Annotated in this window: 15 protein-coding genes and 2 tRNA genes; 4 read left to right on the top strand and 13 right to left on the bottom strand. The window is 61.9% G+C overall.

All coding sequences use genetic code 11. From position 1 onward, the window contains the following. Positions 1-61 precede the first annotated feature (61 nt). The 8 genes from QNI87_RS02730 to tkt all read right to left on the bottom strand — a co-directional run bounded on the left by QNI87_RS02730 (position 62) and on the right by tkt (position 8205). Positions 62-1207 carry an SPFH domain-containing protein gene (locus QNI87_RS02730; protein WP_300593619.1) on the bottom strand — a complete coding sequence of 382 codons (1146 nt, stop codon included), beginning with the start codon at positions 1205-1207 and terminating at the stop codon, positions 62-64. 424 nt (positions 1208-1631) lie between these two features. Next, positions 1632-1698, bottom strand: a tRNA-Arg gene (locus QNI87_RS02725). Positions 1699-1933: 235 nt separating this feature from the next. Further along, positions 1934-2392 carry a PaaI family thioesterase gene (locus QNI87_RS02720; protein ID WP_300593616.1) on the bottom strand — a complete coding sequence of 153 codons (459 nt, stop codon included), beginning with the start codon at positions 2390-2392 and terminating at the stop codon, positions 1934-1936. Beyond that, entirely contained in the window at positions 2389-3453 is a 1065-nt protein-coding gene (locus tag QNI87_RS02715) for a serine hydrolase domain-containing protein (RefSeq protein ID WP_300593613.1), read from the bottom strand. The genes QNI87_RS02720 and QNI87_RS02715 overlap by 4 nt, the downstream gene beginning before the upstream one ends. After that, entirely contained in the window at positions 3453-3878 is a 426-nt protein-coding gene (locus QNI87_RS02710; RefSeq protein ID WP_300593610.1) for a nuclear transport factor 2 family protein, read from the bottom strand. Before QNI87_RS02710 ends, QNI87_RS02715 begins: the two co-directional genes overlap by 1 nt. 4 nt (positions 3879-3882) lie before the next feature. Further along, positions 3883-5082 (bottom strand): phosphoglycerate kinase, encoded by a 1200-nt coding sequence (locus QNI87_RS02705; protein ID WP_300593607.1) that lies wholly within the window; start codon positions 5080-5082, stop codon positions 3883-3885. 119 nt (positions 5083-5201) lie between these two features. Further along, the gene (gene gap / locus QNI87_RS02700; protein WP_300593604.1) at positions 5202-6209 is read right to left on the bottom strand and encodes a type I glyceraldehyde-3-phosphate dehydrogenase; all 1008 of its coding nucleotides are present in this window, start codon (positions 6207-6209) and stop codon (positions 5202-5204) included. Positions 6210-6225: 16 nt separating this feature from the next. Next, positions 6226-8205, bottom strand: coding sequence for a transketolase (gene tkt / locus QNI87_RS02695; RefSeq protein WP_300593601.1), 1980 nt, complete (start codon positions 8203-8205; stop codon positions 6226-6228). 276 nt (positions 8206-8481) lie between these two features. On the opposite strand from tkt, the gene QNI87_RS02690 reads away from it, so the two are divergent. From QNI87_RS02690 to QNI87_RS02675, 4 genes are all read left to right on the top strand, one after another. Continuing rightward, the gene (locus tag QNI87_RS02690; RefSeq protein ID WP_300593598.1) at positions 8482-8682 is read left to right on the top strand and encodes a hypothetical protein; all 201 of its coding nucleotides are present in this window, start codon (positions 8482-8484) and stop codon (positions 8680-8682) included. Positions 8683-8690: 8 nt separating this feature from the next. Beyond that, positions 8691-9251 carry a cell division protein ZapA gene (zapA, locus tag QNI87_RS02685; RefSeq protein ID WP_300593595.1) on the top strand — a complete coding sequence of 187 codons (561 nt, stop codon included), beginning with the start codon at positions 8691-8693 and terminating at the stop codon, positions 9249-9251. A gap of 295 nt (positions 9252-9546) precedes the next feature. Then, complete coding sequence (locus tag QNI87_RS02680; RefSeq protein ID WP_300593593.1) at positions 9547-10134, top strand: 5-formyltetrahydrofolate cyclo-ligase; 588 nt, start codon at positions 9547-9549, stop codon at positions 10132-10134. Beyond that, positions 10134-10382, top strand: coding sequence for a DUF2842 domain-containing protein (locus QNI87_RS02675; RefSeq protein WP_300593590.1), 249 nt, complete (start codon positions 10134-10136; stop codon positions 10380-10382). The genes QNI87_RS02680 and QNI87_RS02675 overlap by 1 nt, the downstream gene beginning before the upstream one ends. A 55-nt stretch (positions 10383-10437) precedes the next feature. Here the strand turns inward: QNI87_RS02675 and QNI87_RS02670 are convergent. The 5 genes from QNI87_RS02670 to thyA all read right to left on the bottom strand — a co-directional run bounded on the left by QNI87_RS02670 (position 10438) and on the right by thyA (position 15647). After that, positions 10438-10514: transfer RNA gene (locus QNI87_RS02670), tRNA-Asp, on the bottom strand. A gap of 101 nt (positions 10515-10615) precedes the next feature. Further along, on the bottom strand, positions 10616-11953 hold the full coding sequence (locus tag QNI87_RS02665; protein WP_300593588.1) for a dihydrolipoamide acetyltransferase family protein: 1338 nt from the start codon (positions 11951-11953) through the stop codon (positions 10616-10618). 260 nt (positions 11954-12213) lie between these two features. Further along, positions 12214-13278, bottom strand: coding sequence for an alpha-ketoacid dehydrogenase subunit beta (locus QNI87_RS02660; protein WP_300593585.1), 1065 nt, complete (start codon positions 13276-13278; stop codon positions 12214-12216). Next, positions 13275-14588: a 3-methyl-2-oxobutanoate dehydrogenase (2-methylpropanoyl-transferring) subunit alpha gene (locus tag QNI87_RS02655; RefSeq protein WP_300595290.1), complete on the bottom strand. Its 1314-nt coding sequence runs from the start codon at positions 14586-14588 to the stop codon at positions 13275-13277. Before QNI87_RS02655 ends, QNI87_RS02660 begins: the two co-directional genes overlap by 4 nt. A gap of 72 nt (positions 14589-14660) precedes the next feature. After that, positions 14661-15647 carry a thymidylate synthase gene (thyA, locus tag QNI87_RS02650; RefSeq protein ID WP_300593582.1) on the bottom strand — a complete coding sequence of 329 codons (987 nt, stop codon included), beginning with the start codon at positions 15645-15647 and terminating at the stop codon, positions 14661-14663. Positions 15648-15713: the final 66 nt, after the last annotated feature.

The raw sequence follows: 15713 nt of genomic DNA, 5'->3' as shown, positions 1-15713 counted from the left end.
AGGGGCGGAAACGCCGGGGTATTCCCGACATCTCCGCCCCGGCTAGAGGAAGACAAGTGGATCAGTCGCGATCCGCGATCTTCACCAGCTGCTGAGTGAGCACCTCAAGGCCCTCGCCCGACCCGGTCTTGACCTCGATGTGGCCGATCTTGTCGGTCACACGCTCAAGCGCTTCGAGCTCCTTCAGACGCATCAGAACCGGATTGTCCGCCATCAGTTTCGCCGTGTTGAGCAGGCTGCGGGTTGCCGCCGTCTCTTCACGCCGGCGGATCAGGTTCGCTTGCGCGACCTTTTCCGCTTCGACCACCCGATTGATCAGCTCGCGCATCTCACCCGGAAGGATCACGTCCTTGATGGCAAGGCCGGTCACTTCGACACCAGTGCCTTCCACCTGACGGCGGACTTCACCGACGATCTCGGCGTCAACCTTGACCCGGTCGTTCAGAAGCTCGTCGAGCGTCCGGCCCGCGACAGCCTCACGGACTGCGAACTGGACCAGCTTGTAGACGTGCGCCTGATAGTCGGGCGTTGCCATAGCGGCGACCACGGCGTCGGTTACCTTGACGAAGCTGGTCAGCGTCACACGGATGCTGACACGGTCCTTCGTCAGGATTTCCTGGGCCGTCACTTCCAGCGGCACCGGACGCGTGTCCAGCGCCTTGGCATTCACCACACGACCGACCTGCCAGTAGCCGTAGCGACCCGGGCCAACCGTCTCGTAAAGCTCACCGTCGAACAGCACGATGGCCGTTTCAGCTTCGCTGACCTCCACCAGTTTGATCGTGGTGCTAGCCTCGCTGCGCACAACCGAAGCCGGACGCAGTTCGTTCAACAGGCGCTTGGACAGCTTCGGCTCGGCCTCAACGTCGATCACGTCGACCGAGATCGCGTCGAGCACCTTCCAGACCCGCACGACGTCGCCGCCGCGCACAATCTGGGTCGCCCGACCATCGGTCCGCACAATCGCCACTTCGCCCTGGACCGGCGCGACGATTTCGAAATTCGCCTCCGCGAGTTCGGGGTGGCGCTTCTCGACACCGTCTACCAGCGGCGAGGCGCACACGCCGGTCGCAGCCACGATATCGCAGCTCATCCGGCGGCTGTTCCACAGCCAGTAGAAGTGACGTCCGGGTCCAAGGACCTGAACGAGGCGGCCATCCTTGACCAGGAGACCGCGCTGGTTTTCGGCAATAATGAAAGTCTTCATCTTGCGTCTCCTGTACTCGCTCCTGCGGGACCATCCCGCCAGAGGGAGCGCGCGGGTAGACGTGATTCGTTACACTTGCAACCAGTTTTTCTGAAAACCTCCCGAAGCCGTAGCGTCGCACACTTGAAACACCGGAAAGTGGTTCGGCCGGGAGACACATCCCCGCTATCACGCCGGGCCTTCGGTTGAGGCAGATCAGGCCCCGGTTCCCGCTGCATCCGCGTCCACACATCCTAAAGGATCTGCGCCGGTGGACACCGCGTCATCGGGTGCCATATCTGCCGGTATCCCCAAAGGCGCTAGGCCCGATACCGGTGCCTTGGCAATTTGGCAGAACGCGGGTCGGAAGACGTTGGTTCGCCGCCTCGCCGCGGCTGGATTGTCTGCCCGGCCTCCCCGAGTTTTGAGGAGCCTTGGAAAGGCTTGGTGGAGTAGGATTTGAACCCACAACACCCCGATTCGAAGTCGGGTGCTCTACCTTTGAGCTATCCAGCGCTGGACTCGAACCAGCTTGGCTTTCGCCGTCCCAGGTGCACATGCCCAGACGGGATATACCGCACTGGACCCAAGTGCTTGCCGTGAAAGGGCAGTGCCAATCCGGGAACACATAAATGGCAGAGCCATAACGCGCCCTGCGGCTTACAACACCGCCAGATCAGCGCGCGGGCCCTTAGGCCGCGGCTTCTTGAAAGTAAAGCGGTTTTTCATGAGCGGAAGGGCGATCGCCTAGGCGCGCGGTGAGATTTTGCGGATGATCCCGGTAAAGCTGAACGCTGGTTTCCCGTCGCCGGTAATGAGACCGCGCACGAAGATCGTTTTTCCTCCGCCGCGCGTGACTTCGCCGCGCGCTTCGACCAGCGCTCCGGGCGAGATACCGCCCAGAAAATCGCCCGACAGGTTGAGGGTCACAGCGTTCGCGCCCTTTAGCTCATCGGTTGCAATCGCGAACAGAGCAAAGTCGGCGAAGGTCATCAGGCATCCGCCGTGCATCGAGCCTGCCCCGTTCATGTGTTTTTCCTCGGCGCGAAAGGCGCTCAAGTACGAACCGTCTTCTTCGCGGCGCATGAAGAATGGACCCGAGCTACTTTCGAACGGGTCGTGGCTCCAGTGATACCACCCCGCAAACTCGCCCTCGGTCGCCGGCACCGCATGGCCGTAACCGTATTCGGTCGTCTGCTCGCTCATTGTACGAAGGTCTCCAGGAACCGCGCGGCAATCGGGCTTTGCACCACCTCGGCCTTGACCAGAGAGTTGCTCCACCAAACCGCTTCGGTGTTGGCCAGCACGATTAATGTCAGCCGCTTCGCTGGCACTTTGAGGTAGAGCGCTGAGTACTTCTTCTCGTTCCAGCCCGAATGCCACATCAGACGTGTGCCGTTCCAATCCTCGAGAAACCAGCCGCGCCGGTAATCGCCAAGCGGACCGATGGGCAGGCGCGTCAACTCCCCCACATCACCAAAATCGCCGCGGTCAAACGCGATGTCGAAGGCAGCAATGGCACGCGGGTTGGCGATAATGCCGGCCGCCGCGCGAAAGTCATCGTCGGGCAGGACTTGTTTCACCGCGCGTCCTTCGATCACATGGAAGGGTTCGGCGAGATGTCGAAGCGCGGCGCCTCCCTGCGGATCGCGCCAGCCCAGAGCGGTATCCGCCATGCCAGCCGGATCTACAACCCGTTCGCGCACTATGTCTCTCAAGGCGCGTCCGCGACCACCGAGGATGGCGCGATCGAGCCGTGCGAAGGCGATCGGATTGTACACGAATTCAGCCCCATTTGCGCGCATGTCGAGCATGTCGGCGATGCTGGTCGGCTTGGAGCAGTCCATCGGCGCGATCGGATTGCCCATACGATCCTTGCCACCGGCCATGAACGGGATCGGAGTGCTGGAGACAAAGAACTCGCAAAGCTCGCTCCATTCGTCGTCCCGATCCATTCGCGTATTGAGTGAGAGACCGGCCTTGCTACTCTCTTCAAGAATGGCGGTCGCGGCGATCGGTTTGGTTACCGATGCGATCTTATAGGTTGTCTCAGCCCGCGTCGGCCGTTCGCCCTCGTCATCGTACGTGCCAAGATACGTCTCCCAAGCGATCTCTCCATCCCTGACAATCAGGGCGCTGAGGGCAGGAGTACCGGATTCCTTGCGAAAGGCCTCCAGAAACGCCCCAAACGCCGCGTAGTCGCTGGTCTGAGCCCAAGCGGGCTGGGCGGCGAAAAAAGCCAGCAAAGTCACGAAAAAGCGGGTCATCACTGCCACATCTGCAACCGGCGAACGCTTTCGGCGAGGCGATCATCCTTGTCTAGCGGCGCGAGGCTGCGCTCAACCGTTTTCCAGCCGCCAATCCGGAATTTGCGCCACAGTGCAACGACCAGAAAACGCCCCTGCCAATCGCGCGCGCCAAGCCTGAGCTCAAGCTCAACCGGCGCGGTAAACCAGGCGGCGCGTCCATGACGGGTTACAACGCTTTCCCCCATACGAAAGCCAAGACACCGAAAGTCCTTCTCAACCGCCGCCGTAAAGCTGGGCCGATCGAGCAGTTCCGGCGGGTTGGTGCCGAAGATTAGCATGCAATCGCGCGCGGCGAGCCCTTTGATCGCGCTCGCATCGCGGTGCATCCAGCTTTGCATGAAACGCAGCTCGAGCGCCTGAATCTCGCCAGTTATGTCCGCCATGTGTCTACGCGCCGAGAGCCGCCACGCCGGGAAGCTCCTTGCCTTCCATCCATTCGAGGAACGCTCCGCCCGCGGTCGAAACATAGGTGACATCGCCGGTCACACCCGCCTGTGCGAGCGCGGCCAGAGTGTCACCGCCTCCCGCAACGCTGACGAGCGAGCCCTCCTGCGTCAACGCGGCCACGTGACGCGCAAGCGCCATGGTTGCAGCGTCGAAGGGCTCGGTCTCGAACGCGCCGAGCGGGCCGTTCCACACCAGAGTGCGGCAGGTCTTGAGCACGTCGGCGAGCGCTTCGGTCGCCTGCGGGCCAATGTCGAGGATCATTTCATCTCCAGCCACTTCGTGGACATTGCAGGTGCGCAATGACTCCGGATTCTCGGCGAATTCCCTGGCTACCACCACATCATAGGGAAGATGGACGGTGCAGCCTGCATGGTCGGCCTCGTCCATGATCCGAGACGCCCTATCGGCAAGGTCGCGCTCGCATAACGACTTGCCCACATCGACCCCGCGCGCGGCGAGGAAGGTGTTCGCCATGCCGCCGCCGATGATGAGGTGCTGGACGCGCCCCACGAGATTTTCGAGCACAGCCAGCTTGGTCGAGACTTTTGCACCGCCGACCACGGCGGCAACTGGAGCCTCGGGGTTGCCGAGTGCGGCGTCGAGCGCCTTCAGTTCGGCTTCCATAGCGCGCCCGGCGAAGGCCGGAAGCTGGTGCGCCAACCCCTCGGTCGTCGCATGCGCACGGTGAGCAGCGCTGAACGCGTCGTTGACGTAGAAATCGCCGTGCGCCGCGATCGCCTGCGCAAAATTGGGATCGTTGGCTTCCTCGCCTGGCCAGAACCTTGTGTTGTCGAGCAGGCCGACATCCCCGTTGCGCAAGATGCCGATCGACTGTTCGACCACTGGCCCGGCAACTTCGGGGATGAACATGATCTCCTTGCCGATCACGCCTTCGACATCGCCAACGACCATGCTGGTCGAGAGAACCGAGGAGCGTTGGCCTTTGGGGCGACCGAAATGGGCAAGGAGCAAGACCTTGGCCCCGCGCTCGCTAAGCTCAAGGATCGTCGGCTTGACCGCTTCGGCGCGGGTGAGGTCCGTCGCAGACCCGTCCTTCATCGGTAGATTGAGATCGACGCGAACGAGCGCAACCTTACCAGTGATGTCGCCCAGATCGTCAAGGGTTTTGAATGTGCTCACCACAAGATCTCCGCTCACCCTGAGCCTGTCGAAGGGTCGTACTTACCGTGTGCGCTCCGCCTGAAGGAAAAACGGTCTTTCGACAAGCTCAGGACGAGCGAGATTGGCTCTGGCTAGAGTTATAGGAACTTCGCCATAACACCGGCGGTGTCGATCATGCGGTTCGAGAAGCCCCATTCGTTGTCATACCAGCTGACGACACGCGCAAGCTTGCCTTCCATGACGCTGGTCTCAAGGCTGTCCACCGTCGAACTCGCCGGGTGGTGGTTGAAGTCTGTACTCACCACCGGATCGGTTGTGTAGTCGAGAACACCCTTCATCGCGCCCTCGGCGGCGGCCCTCAGCGCGGCGTTGAGTTCCTCTGCGGTGGTGTCGCGCCCGGGCTGGAAGGTCAGGTCGACAAGGCTGACATTGGGGGTCGGCACGCGGACCGAAGAGCCGTCGAGCTTGCCCGCCAGTTCCGGCAGCACCAGACCCACAGCGCGCGCTGCGCCGGTGGTGGTCGGGATCATGTTCTGCGCCCCGCCCCGCGCCCGGCGCATGTCCGAGTGCATCTGATCGAGCATGCGCTGATCGTTGGTGTAGGAGTGGATCGTGGTCATGAAGCCGCGCTCGATCCCCACCGCGTCGTTCAGCACCTTGGCAATCGGAGCCAGACAGTTGGTCGTGCAGCTGGCGTTGGAAACGATCACGTCGTCTACCGTCAGTGTGTCGTGGTTCACTCCGTAGACGATGGTAGCGGAGACATTTTTCGCCGGGGCCGAGATCAGCACACGTTTCGCGCCCGCCGTGATATGCGGCTCAGCGGCTTCGTGGCTCTGAAAAAAGCCGGTGCACTCGAGCACGATGTCGACGCCTTGAGCAGCGTGCGGCAGGTTGCCCGGATCGCGCTCACTGGTCACCGCAATGCTCTTGCCGTTCACCACGATCGCGCCGTCGGCAACCTCCACCGTGCCGGGGAAGCGACCATGCGTTGAATCGTACTGAAACAGCAGCGCGTTGGCCTTGGTGTCCGCCAGATCGTTGATAGAAACAAGGTCCAGATCATGGTCACGGCGCTCCAGAATAGCGCGCGCTACCAAGCGTCCAATGCGTCCGAAACCGTTAATGGCAACCTTTGTGGCCATAATGAGTAACTCCTGCTTACGCGTTCAATTTGTTCTGAATTTGTGAGACGATGGCCTCAGGCGTGAAGCCGAAATGGGAAAAGAGATCCTTGCCCGGCGCTGATGCACCAAAGCGGTCAATACCGATGTTTAGACCATTTGGCCCGGTGTAGCGTTGCCAGCCAAAGGTGCTTCCCGCCTCGAGGCTGACCAACAACGCATTATCGGCCAGGATGTCGGCCCGGTAGGCCTCATCTTGCTCGTCAAAGAGTTCGGTGCAGACCATCGACACGACGTCGGTCCCGATGCCCTGGTCCTCGAGGGCCTTGGCGCTCTCAAGCGCGAGGCCGACTTCCGAACCTGTTGCGAGGATCGCGACTTTGCGCGCCGCGTCTGCAGACTTGACGCGGTATCCGCCGCGCGCGCTCAGATTCCCCGGCGCCGCTTCCAACCGGTATTGCGGCAGATTCTGGCGCGACAGGGCAAGAATGGTCGGGCGGTCTTTTTGCTCAAGTGCGATCTGCCAGCACTCGGCGGTCTCGACCGCGTCGCCGGGGCGCATAACAAGAATGTTTGGCATCGCGCGCAAGCTCGCCAGATGCTCAATCGGCTGGTGCGTCGGGCCATCCTCGCCAAGCCCGATGGAATCGTGCGTCATCACGTAGATTACACGCGTTTCCTGGAGGGCCGACAGCCGGATCGCTCCACGCGCGTAGTCGGTGAAGACGAGGAACGTGCCGCCATAAGGGATAACACCCCCGTGCAGAGCCAGACCATTCATCGCCGCCGACATGCCGAACTCGCGGATGCCGTAATAGACATAGCGCCCGGCGTAATCGTCGGCCGTGAACGCGCCGATTTCCCCTGCCTTGGTGTTGTTCGAACCGGTGAGGTCCGCGCTGCCGCCGATTGTCTCGGGAATGGCCGGATTGATCGCGGCGAGCGCAATCTCGCTCGCTTTGCGCGAAGCGACATTTTGCGGGTTCTGGATGAGCTCAGCGATATGTTCGTTCAGCGCGTCGGTTTGCGGCAAGTCGCCCGCCATGCGACGCTGAAACTCGGCCCGGTGCGGCGAGGCGTCGAGACGGGCGGCCCAGGCTCCCGAGGCTTCCTGACCGCGCGCGGCAATATCGCGCCAGTCAGACAGAATGGCCGCAGGGATTTCGAATGGGTCGGCGTGCCAACCCAAAGCTTCGCGCGCACCGACGATTTCATCCGGACCAAGGGGAGCGCCGTGGGTCGCGCTCGTGCCCTGCTTGGTCGGTGCGCCCTTCCCGATCACCGTTCGACACGCAATCAGCGATGGCCTTGCGGTGTTTTTCGCTTCTTCGAGCGCCCGCTCAATGTCGTCAAAGTCGTGCCCGGCGCATTCGCACACATGCCAGCCGGTCGCTTCGTAGCGGGCCTTGATGTCCTCGCTGGTCGATAGATCGGTCGAGCCGTCAATGGTGATGCGGTTATCGTCCCACAGCACGTTGAGACCGCCCAGATGCAAGTGTCCGGCAAGTCCGATCGCTTCGTGATTGATGCCCTCCATCAGGCAGCCATCGCCGGCGACCACCCACGTGCGGTGATCGACCAGATCATCGCCGAACACCGCGTTCAGGTGCCGCTCTGCCATCGCCATGCCAACCGCCATCGCAAGGCCTTGTCCCAAAGGACCGGTGGTGCATTCAACCCCTTCGAGAAGGAAGTTCTCCGGATGACCGGCGCACGGACTGCCGAGCTGTCGGAAGTTGCGAATGTCTTCCATGGTGGGACGCTGGTACCCGGTCAGATGGAGCAGCGAATAGATCAGCATCGAGCCGTGCCCTGCGGAAAGGACAAATCGGTCGCGGTCCGCCCAATCGGGGCGCGAGGGATCGAATTTCAGGTGGTTCGCGAACAACGCCGCGGCCACATCCGCCATCCCCATGGGCATGCCCGGATGACCCGAATTCGCCGCCTGCACAGCATCCATGGAGAGCGCGCGAATGGCGTTGGCCATCGGTGCGAGGCGTGCGGCGTCATACGTCATGGCTGTAAGTGATGCCTCCAGCATTTCGGCCACCGCGCGCGGTGAACTGCGGCCCCGGCTTCCGCACTAGACCAGCCCGTTCAAGCGCAGGGCACGGAAACGATTCGATCCCAAAGCTTTTCTGGCGCTCGCCATTGCCGAGGGTTCGGACGAGGTCAACACCGCATGAAGAACGAGGGGTGCACATCACTTATCAACAGCGCGGTCCAACGCTTTGCCGAGCCTGACCTATTTTGATACGAACGCTCTATGGGCGAGAGCCGGATAGAAAAGGCCATGAAGCGAATAGACGCGGCGTTGGCGCGCATGGACACCGCGCGCAGCCATGCCGCGAATTTCTCGGTGGCCGAGGGTGACAAGGACGCAAGCGGGTCCGCGCGGGTCATGGAATTGGTCAACCGGCATGAGAAGCTGCGCGAAGAGGTTGCCGAAACCATGCGCGAACTCGATGTCCTCATTGAAGACCTGGAAAACTGAGGCTGGGTGTGCCGGACGTAGCGATCAAGATCGGACCGCGAACCTATCAGATCCGATGCGGCGAAGGAGAGCAGGACCGGATCGCCAAACTGGGCGCACTCGTGGCCGAGAAATACGCGCTGTTGGGTAATGAGCGCGCGCCTCAGGAGGCCGAGAACCTGCTCTTCACCGCGCTCTTTCTCGCCGATGACCTGAGCGAGACGAGCAAGCGCGCGGAAAAAGCCCAGCGCGCGCTAGGGGAAGCCGAAGCGCGCCTTCAGGCTACTCATTCCCAGGTCGAGCAGGAGAAATCACGCAGCGGCGGCAAGAAGGCCGAACTGCGCGCCGAGATCGACACCTTGCGCAAGGCAGAGGAGCGCGCGCGTGAAGAGATCAGGACGCTCAAGGCCGAGATCGTGGCGCTTCGCGAGGCCAATGAGCACCAACACGACCTGTTTGGCGCACCGCTCGATGAAGAGGCCGTCGCGACAACGCTCGAAGCGCTGGCCGGACGGGCCGAACAGGCCGCGGTCGCCATCGAGAAGGCTGCGCAAAGCGCCGAGCTTGAAGAGACGAGCGAGTCCTCCTAGCTAGGGCCTCGGCGGGGCTGCCCGGCACGAGCCGATCGAATATCCCTGAGGCTATAAGCAATCCAAGGGAGCTGTCCCTGTCCGGGCTCACCAGTTCGGCTGTGGAGCTTGGATACATGGCGCCCACCTGACGTTTAGGCGTCAGAGGATTTCACTGGCAACGACCCATGGCGGTCCCGTCAACTTTTTGTCCTCGCTCGACGTCCTCCGCTTCGCTGCGGGCACGCTGCGGGCGGGCGGTCGCCCCTTGCGGCCCCTTCTGGGGCCGATCGCGTTGCAGGAAATGCTCGAACTCATGACAATCAAGACCAAAGCGTTTCTGCGCAAGGAATTGCGCGCGGCACGCCAAGCGCATGTGGCTGCGCTGCCGGATGAGGTTCGCGGTCTGCTGTTTCACACGCCTCCGCGCCCGCTTCTGAAGGCTGTGAAGAGCGATGCGGTGATCGGGGTCTATCACGCCACCTCGGGCGAGGCTCCGGCGGCGGGCTATGCGCGCTTCTTCCATGAGCATGGACACCCTATCGCACTTCCGTTCTTTGCCTCGCGTGACGGACATATGACCTTCCGCACATTCTCTGATCCTCACGCTGAGAGTGACCTTGAATACGGTCCGTTTGGAACCATGCAACCAACGGACGACCGGTACGATATCGTCCCCGATGTTCTTTTCGTCCCCCTGGTGGGCTTCACCGCCTCCGGAAAGCGGCTGGGCCAGGGCGGCGGGCACTATGATCGCTGGCTTGCGGAACATCGCGAGGCGCGGGCCATTGGTCTGGCGTGGGACGTCCAACTGATTGAGCCCGAGGACGCCCTGCCAACCGAGCCGCACGATATCGCACTCGACGCGGTGATCACTCCAACCCGGATCTACGGAAACCTGTGATGCGTGAAACTCCTACCTGGCGAATCCCGATCGGTATTATCGGGCTGTTCGTGGCGCTTATGGCCTATGGCGTTCTGATCGCCGTTTATCTGGCGGATTATCTCGCCACACTGCCCGGCTGGGTACAAACCGTGATCTACATTATCCTTGGCGTAATCTGGCTGCTGCCCTTGGGGCGTTTTCTTATCTGGATGGAAACCGGCAGCTGGTCGCATCCCGATAAGCGAGAGGACACAACCCAAGCGTGAGCCAGGCGTCCGATCCGCCCTTACGATCTTTCGGCCATGTAGGAAATATCCCAAGTGGCGCGAGTGACGGGACTCGAACCCGCGACCCTCGGCGTGACAGGCCGATACTCTAACCAACTGAGCTACACCCGCGCAATGTGGCGGTCAGCGCCTCTTGGGAAGCCGGGCCACTAAGGCAGTCCGCCAAGGCTGTCAACGCCCGCGCGGCCCTGTTGCAAACTTTATTTCCCGCCCTATTCCGAAAGCAGCAAGACCGGTGTTTCGATCAGCTTCTTGAGTTCCTGAACAAAGCTCGCCGCGTCGTAGCCATCCACCACGCGGTGGTCGCAAGAAATCGATATGTTCATCAGCTTGCGCTTCTCGACGCGCTCTGTGCCGTCAGCGCCGGTGACGAACATGGGACGCTCGACGATGCGGTTCGGGCCAATGATCGCGACCTCGGGACGGTTGATCACCGGGGTCGTTGCCACGCCGCCCAGCGGCCCCAACGAGGTTACCGTCAGCGTGGAGCCCGACAGCTCGTCCGACTTGGCCGACCCATCGCGCGCCGCCGAAGCCAGGCGTCCGATCTCGCTGGCGAGCTGCCACAGATTGCGGCTTTGCGCATCGCGGATGACAGGCACGATCAGGCCGTTATCCGTCTGCGTCGCCATGCCCAGATGCACCGAGCCAAACCGGGTGATGACCTGCGCTTCATCGTCGTAGCGCGCGTTGATCATCGGAAACTCGGGCAGCTTCTTGCAGATCGCGGTGATCAGCAGCGGCAACATGGTAAGCTTGGGCTTCTGGCCGCGATTGGCGTTAAGGTCTGCGCGCATGCGTTCCAGCTCGGTGACGTCGCATTCCTCGACATAGGTGAAGTGCGGAATATGGCGCTTTGACGCGCTCATGTTCTGCGCAATGCGCTTGCGAAGGCCGATGACCTTTATCGTTTCATCGGCGCGGGCGGTGCCAGCGGGGCTGAAGCCACCGGCGGAATTGTAAGCAAGGAATTGATCGAGATCGCCGTGGCGCACCCGGCCATCCTCGGCCGGTTTCACCTGCGAAAGATCAACGCCCAGGTCCTTCGCGCGCTTGCGCACGGCGGGGCTCGCGAGGACTTTCTCTCCCCCTTCCGCTCGAGAGGGGGCCGGAGGGTGGGTTTGCACGGGTGCGGGCGCCGAGGCCCCTTCCCCAACGCCTTGCACGACCCCTTGCCCTGAGCCAAGGGGCTTCTCGGCCTCAGCGATTGGTGCAGGATCGGTCTCAATCGCTGGCTCTGCCGCCGGTTCAGTCTCGGTTTCCTCGGTCGGTGCAGCGTCGTCCTGCTCAACCTCGGCATCGACTTCGCCTTCGACCTCGATCACCAGCAGCATTGCGCCCACGGCAATCGTGTCACCCAACTCGCCCGCCACCTCGCGCACCGTGCCCGCTACCGGGCTCTCAATATCGATCGTCGCCTTGTCGGTCATGACATCGACCAGATGCTGGTCCTCTTCGACCGTGTCGCCGACCTTCACGTGCCATTCGACGATCTCCGCCTCGGCCACGCCTTCGCCCACATCGGGCATGTTGAAAGTGAATTTTGCCATACCGTCTGACATCCTTTGATGCGTGATGAGCCCGATCTTCACAATCAAGGTGGGTTTAAAGGTGACAAAGGTTACACCCTGTCACTTTTAAATTCACCCTATAAGCCACTCATTTCACGCACAATTCCATAGAAAATGCGAAGGTTACACCGCGCGTGCACAACCTTCTTGTCCCTCTTGTTTGCTCGGCCACTGCGTTTGACATTGCATCAAATATCACTGTGTCAGTCGCCGCGGTGAGTAGGAAAGAGGCTTGCGCTTCAGTCCTGAAGAATCTTGTCCAGCGCCTCGCCGATGCGGACAGGGCCGGGGAAATAGGCCCACTCAAGGCTGTGCGGATACGGGGTGTCGAAGCCAGTGACACGTTCGACCGGGGCTTCGAGGTGGTAAAAGCACCGTTCGGTCACCAACGCGGAAAGCTCCGCACCAAAGCCGCTGGTGCGCGTGGCTTCGTGAACGATCAGGCACCTACCGGTCTTCTTGACCGAAGCTTCGATCGCCTCGATGTCGAGCGGGACCAGCGTGCGCAGATCGAGAATATCGGCCTCCACGCCCTTGTCGCGGCAAACCGCCTCGGCAACGTGAACCATGGTGCCATACGCCAACATCGTCACCTGCTCACCCTCGGTCACATGGCGCGCCTTGCCCAGCGGGATAGTGTAATACCCCTCGGGCACCGCGCTGTCCTTGTGCTTCTTCCACGGCTCGACCGGCTTGTCATAAAAGCCCGAAAACGGGCCGTTATAGATCCGCTTGGGCTCAAAGAAGATGACCGGGTCGTTGTCTTCGATGCAGCTGATAAGCAGCCCCTTGGCATCATAAGGCGTCGCCGGGATCACCGTCTTGAGCCCCGAGACATGCGTGAAGAGGCTTTCCGGGCTCTGCGAGTGCGTCTGCCCACCGAAAATCCCGCCGCCAAAAGGCGAGCGGACCGTGAGCGGCGCAATATACTCGGTGGCCGAGCGATAGCGCAGGCGCGCGGCCTCGGAAATCAGCTGGTCGAGCCCCGGATAGATATAGTCGGCAAACTGGATTTCGGGCACCGGGCGCAGCCCGTAAGCGCCCATCCCCACCGCAACGCCGATAATGCCGCATTCGCTGATCGGGGTATCAAACACGCGGGTCTTGCCGTGCTTTTCCTGGAGGCCCGCCGTGCAACGGAAAACGCCGCCGAAATAGCCGACATCCTCACCCATGACGATGACGTCCTCGTCACGCTCCAACATGACATCAAGGGCCTCGTTGATCGCCTCGATCATGTTGAGGCGCCGCTCCTCTGCGTGGCTCTCGCCCTGCGGTGAGGCTATGTCTGTCTGCGCGCTCATTGTCCCGCAAAGTCCTTCGGGTGTCTGTCCGGCCACTTGATCTTGCGCTCTCGCGTGGCCTGTTCGGCCTGCTCTTCAAGATGCCATGGCAGCTCTTCGAACACGTCTTCGAACATGGTGTGGAAGGGATGATGCAGGCCATGGCCCAGAATGCCGTTCTTCTCAGCCTCCTTGGTGGTGGCCTTCACATACTCGGCGCATTCCTTGTCCATCGCGGCCTGGCGGTCCTCGTCCCACTCGCCGATCGCGATGAGATGGTCCTTCAAGCGTTTCACCGGATCGCCCAGCGGCCATTCCTCGCGTTCCTGCGCGCTGCGGTAGCCGCTTGGGTCGTCCGAGGTGGAGTGCCCTTCGGCGCGGTAGGTGAAGAATTCGATCAGAGTCGGTCCGGCGTTGGCGCGGGCGCGATTGGCCGCCCAGGCTTGCGCCGCGTAGCAGGCGAGCGCGTCGTTCCCGTCCACGCGGAGGCCGGCCAGGCCATAGCCGAGTGCGCGCGCGGCAAAGGTCGTGCGTTCCGCGCCGGCGAAGCCCGAAAAGCTTGAAATCGCCCATTGGTTGTTGATCACGTTGAGAATGACCGGGGCGTTGTAGACCGCCGCAAACGTGCAAGCGGAGTGGAAGTCGCCTTCCGCGGTCGAGCCCTCGCCGACCCAGGTGGCCGCGATCCGGCTGTCGCCCTTGATCGCGCTCGCCATCGCCCAGCCCACCGCTTGCGGGGTTTGCGTGGCAAGGTTGCCCGAGATCGTGAAGAAGCTGTGCTCGCGGCTTGAATACATGATCGGCAACTGGCGGCCTTTCAGCTTGTCGCCCTTGTTCGAGTAGATCTGGTTGATCATCTCGATCATCGGGTAGCCGCGCGCAATGAGAATGCCTTGCTGGCGATAGCTGGGAAAGACCATGTCGTCGCTGGCGAGCGCCATGGACGCCGCGACGCTGGTGGCCTCTTCACCGGTGCACTTCATGTAGAAGCTGGTCTTGCCCTGGCGCTGACCGCGAAACATGCGTTCATCGAAGGCGCGGACCATGGCCATATGGCCAAGCATGGTGCGCAAGGTGTCGGGATCAAGCTTGGGATCCCAGGGCCCGTGCGCCTTGTTGTCCTCTCCCAGCACGCGCACGAGGCCATAGGCGAGGTCTTTCATGTCTTCGGGCTTGGTTGCCTCGTCCGGGCGCGGCTGCGCCCCCGCCTGACCGATATCAATATCTGAAAAATCGGCCGTGTCGCCGGGCCGGAACTTGGGCTCGGGCACGTGCAACGCCAGGGCTGGACGGTTGTCTCCAGCGGGTTTCGGATCGGCCGGATCGGCCATAGGCATGCTCTCCCAATGCGTGCGACCGGGGTCCGCCTATGTCAGCGAAATTGGGCGGTCAAGCAATCCCAATCACACCGCAACAGGGGCCTTGATCGGGGGCAGAGGCGTGTAATCATCGACCCGAAAATCCTCGATTTGGTAGTCGAAAATTGTTTCGGGCTTTCGTGTGATTTCGAGCCTCGGTTGGCCTTTCGGTGCGCGAGTCAGCTGTTCGGTGATCAACGCTTCGTGGTTGAGGTACAGGTGCGTATCGCCGCCCATCCACACCAGCTCGCCCGGCTCAAACCCCGTCTGCTGCGCCATCATCCGAGTCAGCAAGGCGGCCGACCAAAGGTTGAACGGCAGGCCCAACGCCACGTCGCAGGACCGCTGGTAGAGCAGGCAATTCAGGCGGGAGCCCTCGCCCCCTTCCCCACCCGCCACATGGAACTGGTAGGTCTTGTGGCAAGGTGGCAGCGCCATCTGGTCGAGCTGAGCGACGTTCCAGCCTTCGATGATGTGTCGGCGGCTGCCTGGACTGGTGCGCAGGCTCTCGACCACAGCGGCAACCTGGTTGATCCCCTCGCCCGGCTCGTAGAGCCCATCCGGGCGGTAGCGATAGGTGGGCCAATCGACCCATTGCTTGCCATAGACAGGCCCCAGATCGCCCCAGCGTTTGGCGAACGCCTCATCCTCGGCGATGCGCGCCACGAAGTCCTCCAGCGCGATGTCGTCACCCGTTTCCTTGACGTAGCGTGAGTGCGGCCATTCGTTCCAGATCTTCACGCCTTGCAGCACCAGAGGGCGGATATTGGTGTTGCCGGTCAGGAACCACAGCATCTCGCGCGTCGCGGTCTTCCAATACACCCGCTTGGTCGTAAGCAAGGGCATCGCGCCCTCGGCCAGATCGAAGCGCAATTGCGCGCCAAAGATCGAGCGCGTGCCGACCCCGGTGCGATCCACACGCTGCGATCCGGTCTCCCAGATCGCACGCATGAGATCGAGATATTGGTGTTCCGGGTGGCCGGGGCCTGTGATTTCAGACGGAATCGTCTCGGGATGCTGAAGCGTAGCCATGGGCAGAGCATAGAAGCCAATTCCCCGCTTGCCACCCCGCTCATCCACACCTATAGGCTCGCGCCT

Source organism: Erythrobacter sp., assembly GCF_030066995.1.
In the GTDB taxonomy this organism is placed as follows: domain Bacteria; phylum Pseudomonadota; class Alphaproteobacteria; order Sphingomonadales; family Sphingomonadaceae; genus Erythrobacter.
Note: the sequence above shows the minus strand (reverse complement) of the source record. Positions and strands in the feature narration are given on the sequence as shown.

Coding starts and splice junctions, on each gene's coding strand:
- tkt (WP_300593601.1), bottom strand. CDS start 8,205: ATGACGTATGACGCCGCACGCCTCGCACCGATGGCCAACGCCATTCGC.
- gap (WP_300593604.1), bottom strand. CDS start 6,209: ATGGCCACAAAGGTTGCCATTAACGGTTTCGGACGCATTGGACGCTTG.
- QNI87_RS02665 (WP_300593588.1), bottom strand. CDS start 11,953: ATGGCAAAATTCACTTTCAACATGCCCGATGTGGGCGAAGGCGTGGCC.
- thyA (WP_300593582.1), bottom strand. CDS start 15,647: ATGGCTACGCTTCAGCATCCCGAGACGATTCCGTCTGAAATCACAGGC.
- QNI87_RS02660 (WP_300593585.1), bottom strand. CDS start 13,278: ATGAGCGCGCAGACAGACATAGCCTCACCGCAGGGCGAGAGCCACGCA.
- QNI87_RS02730 (WP_300593619.1), bottom strand. CDS start 1,207: ATGAAGACTTTCATTATTGCCGAAAACCAGCGCGGTCTCCTGGTCAAG.
- QNI87_RS02680 (WP_300593593.1), top strand. CDS start 9,547: ATGACAATCAAGACCAAAGCGTTTCTGCGCAAGGAATTGCGCGCGGCA.
- QNI87_RS02655 (WP_300595290.1), bottom strand. CDS start 14,588: ATGGCCGATCCGGCCGATCCGAAACCCGCTGGAGACAACCGTCCAGCC.
- QNI87_RS02690 (WP_300593598.1), top strand. CDS start 8,482: ATGAAGCGAATAGACGCGGCGTTGGCGCGCATGGACACCGCGCGCAGC.
- QNI87_RS02675 (WP_300593590.1), top strand. CDS start 10,134: ATGCGTGAAACTCCTACCTGGCGAATCCCGATCGGTATTATCGGGCTG.
- QNI87_RS02720 (WP_300593616.1), bottom strand. CDS start 2,392: ATGAGCGAGCAGACGACCGAATACGGTTACGGCCATGCGGTGCCGGCG.
- QNI87_RS02710 (WP_300593610.1), bottom strand. CDS start 3,878: ATGGCGGACATAACTGGCGAGATTCAGGCGCTCGAGCTGCGTTTCATG.
- QNI87_RS02715 (WP_300593613.1), bottom strand. CDS start 3,453: ATGACCCGCTTTTTCGTGACTTTGCTGGCTTTTTTCGCCGCCCAGCCC.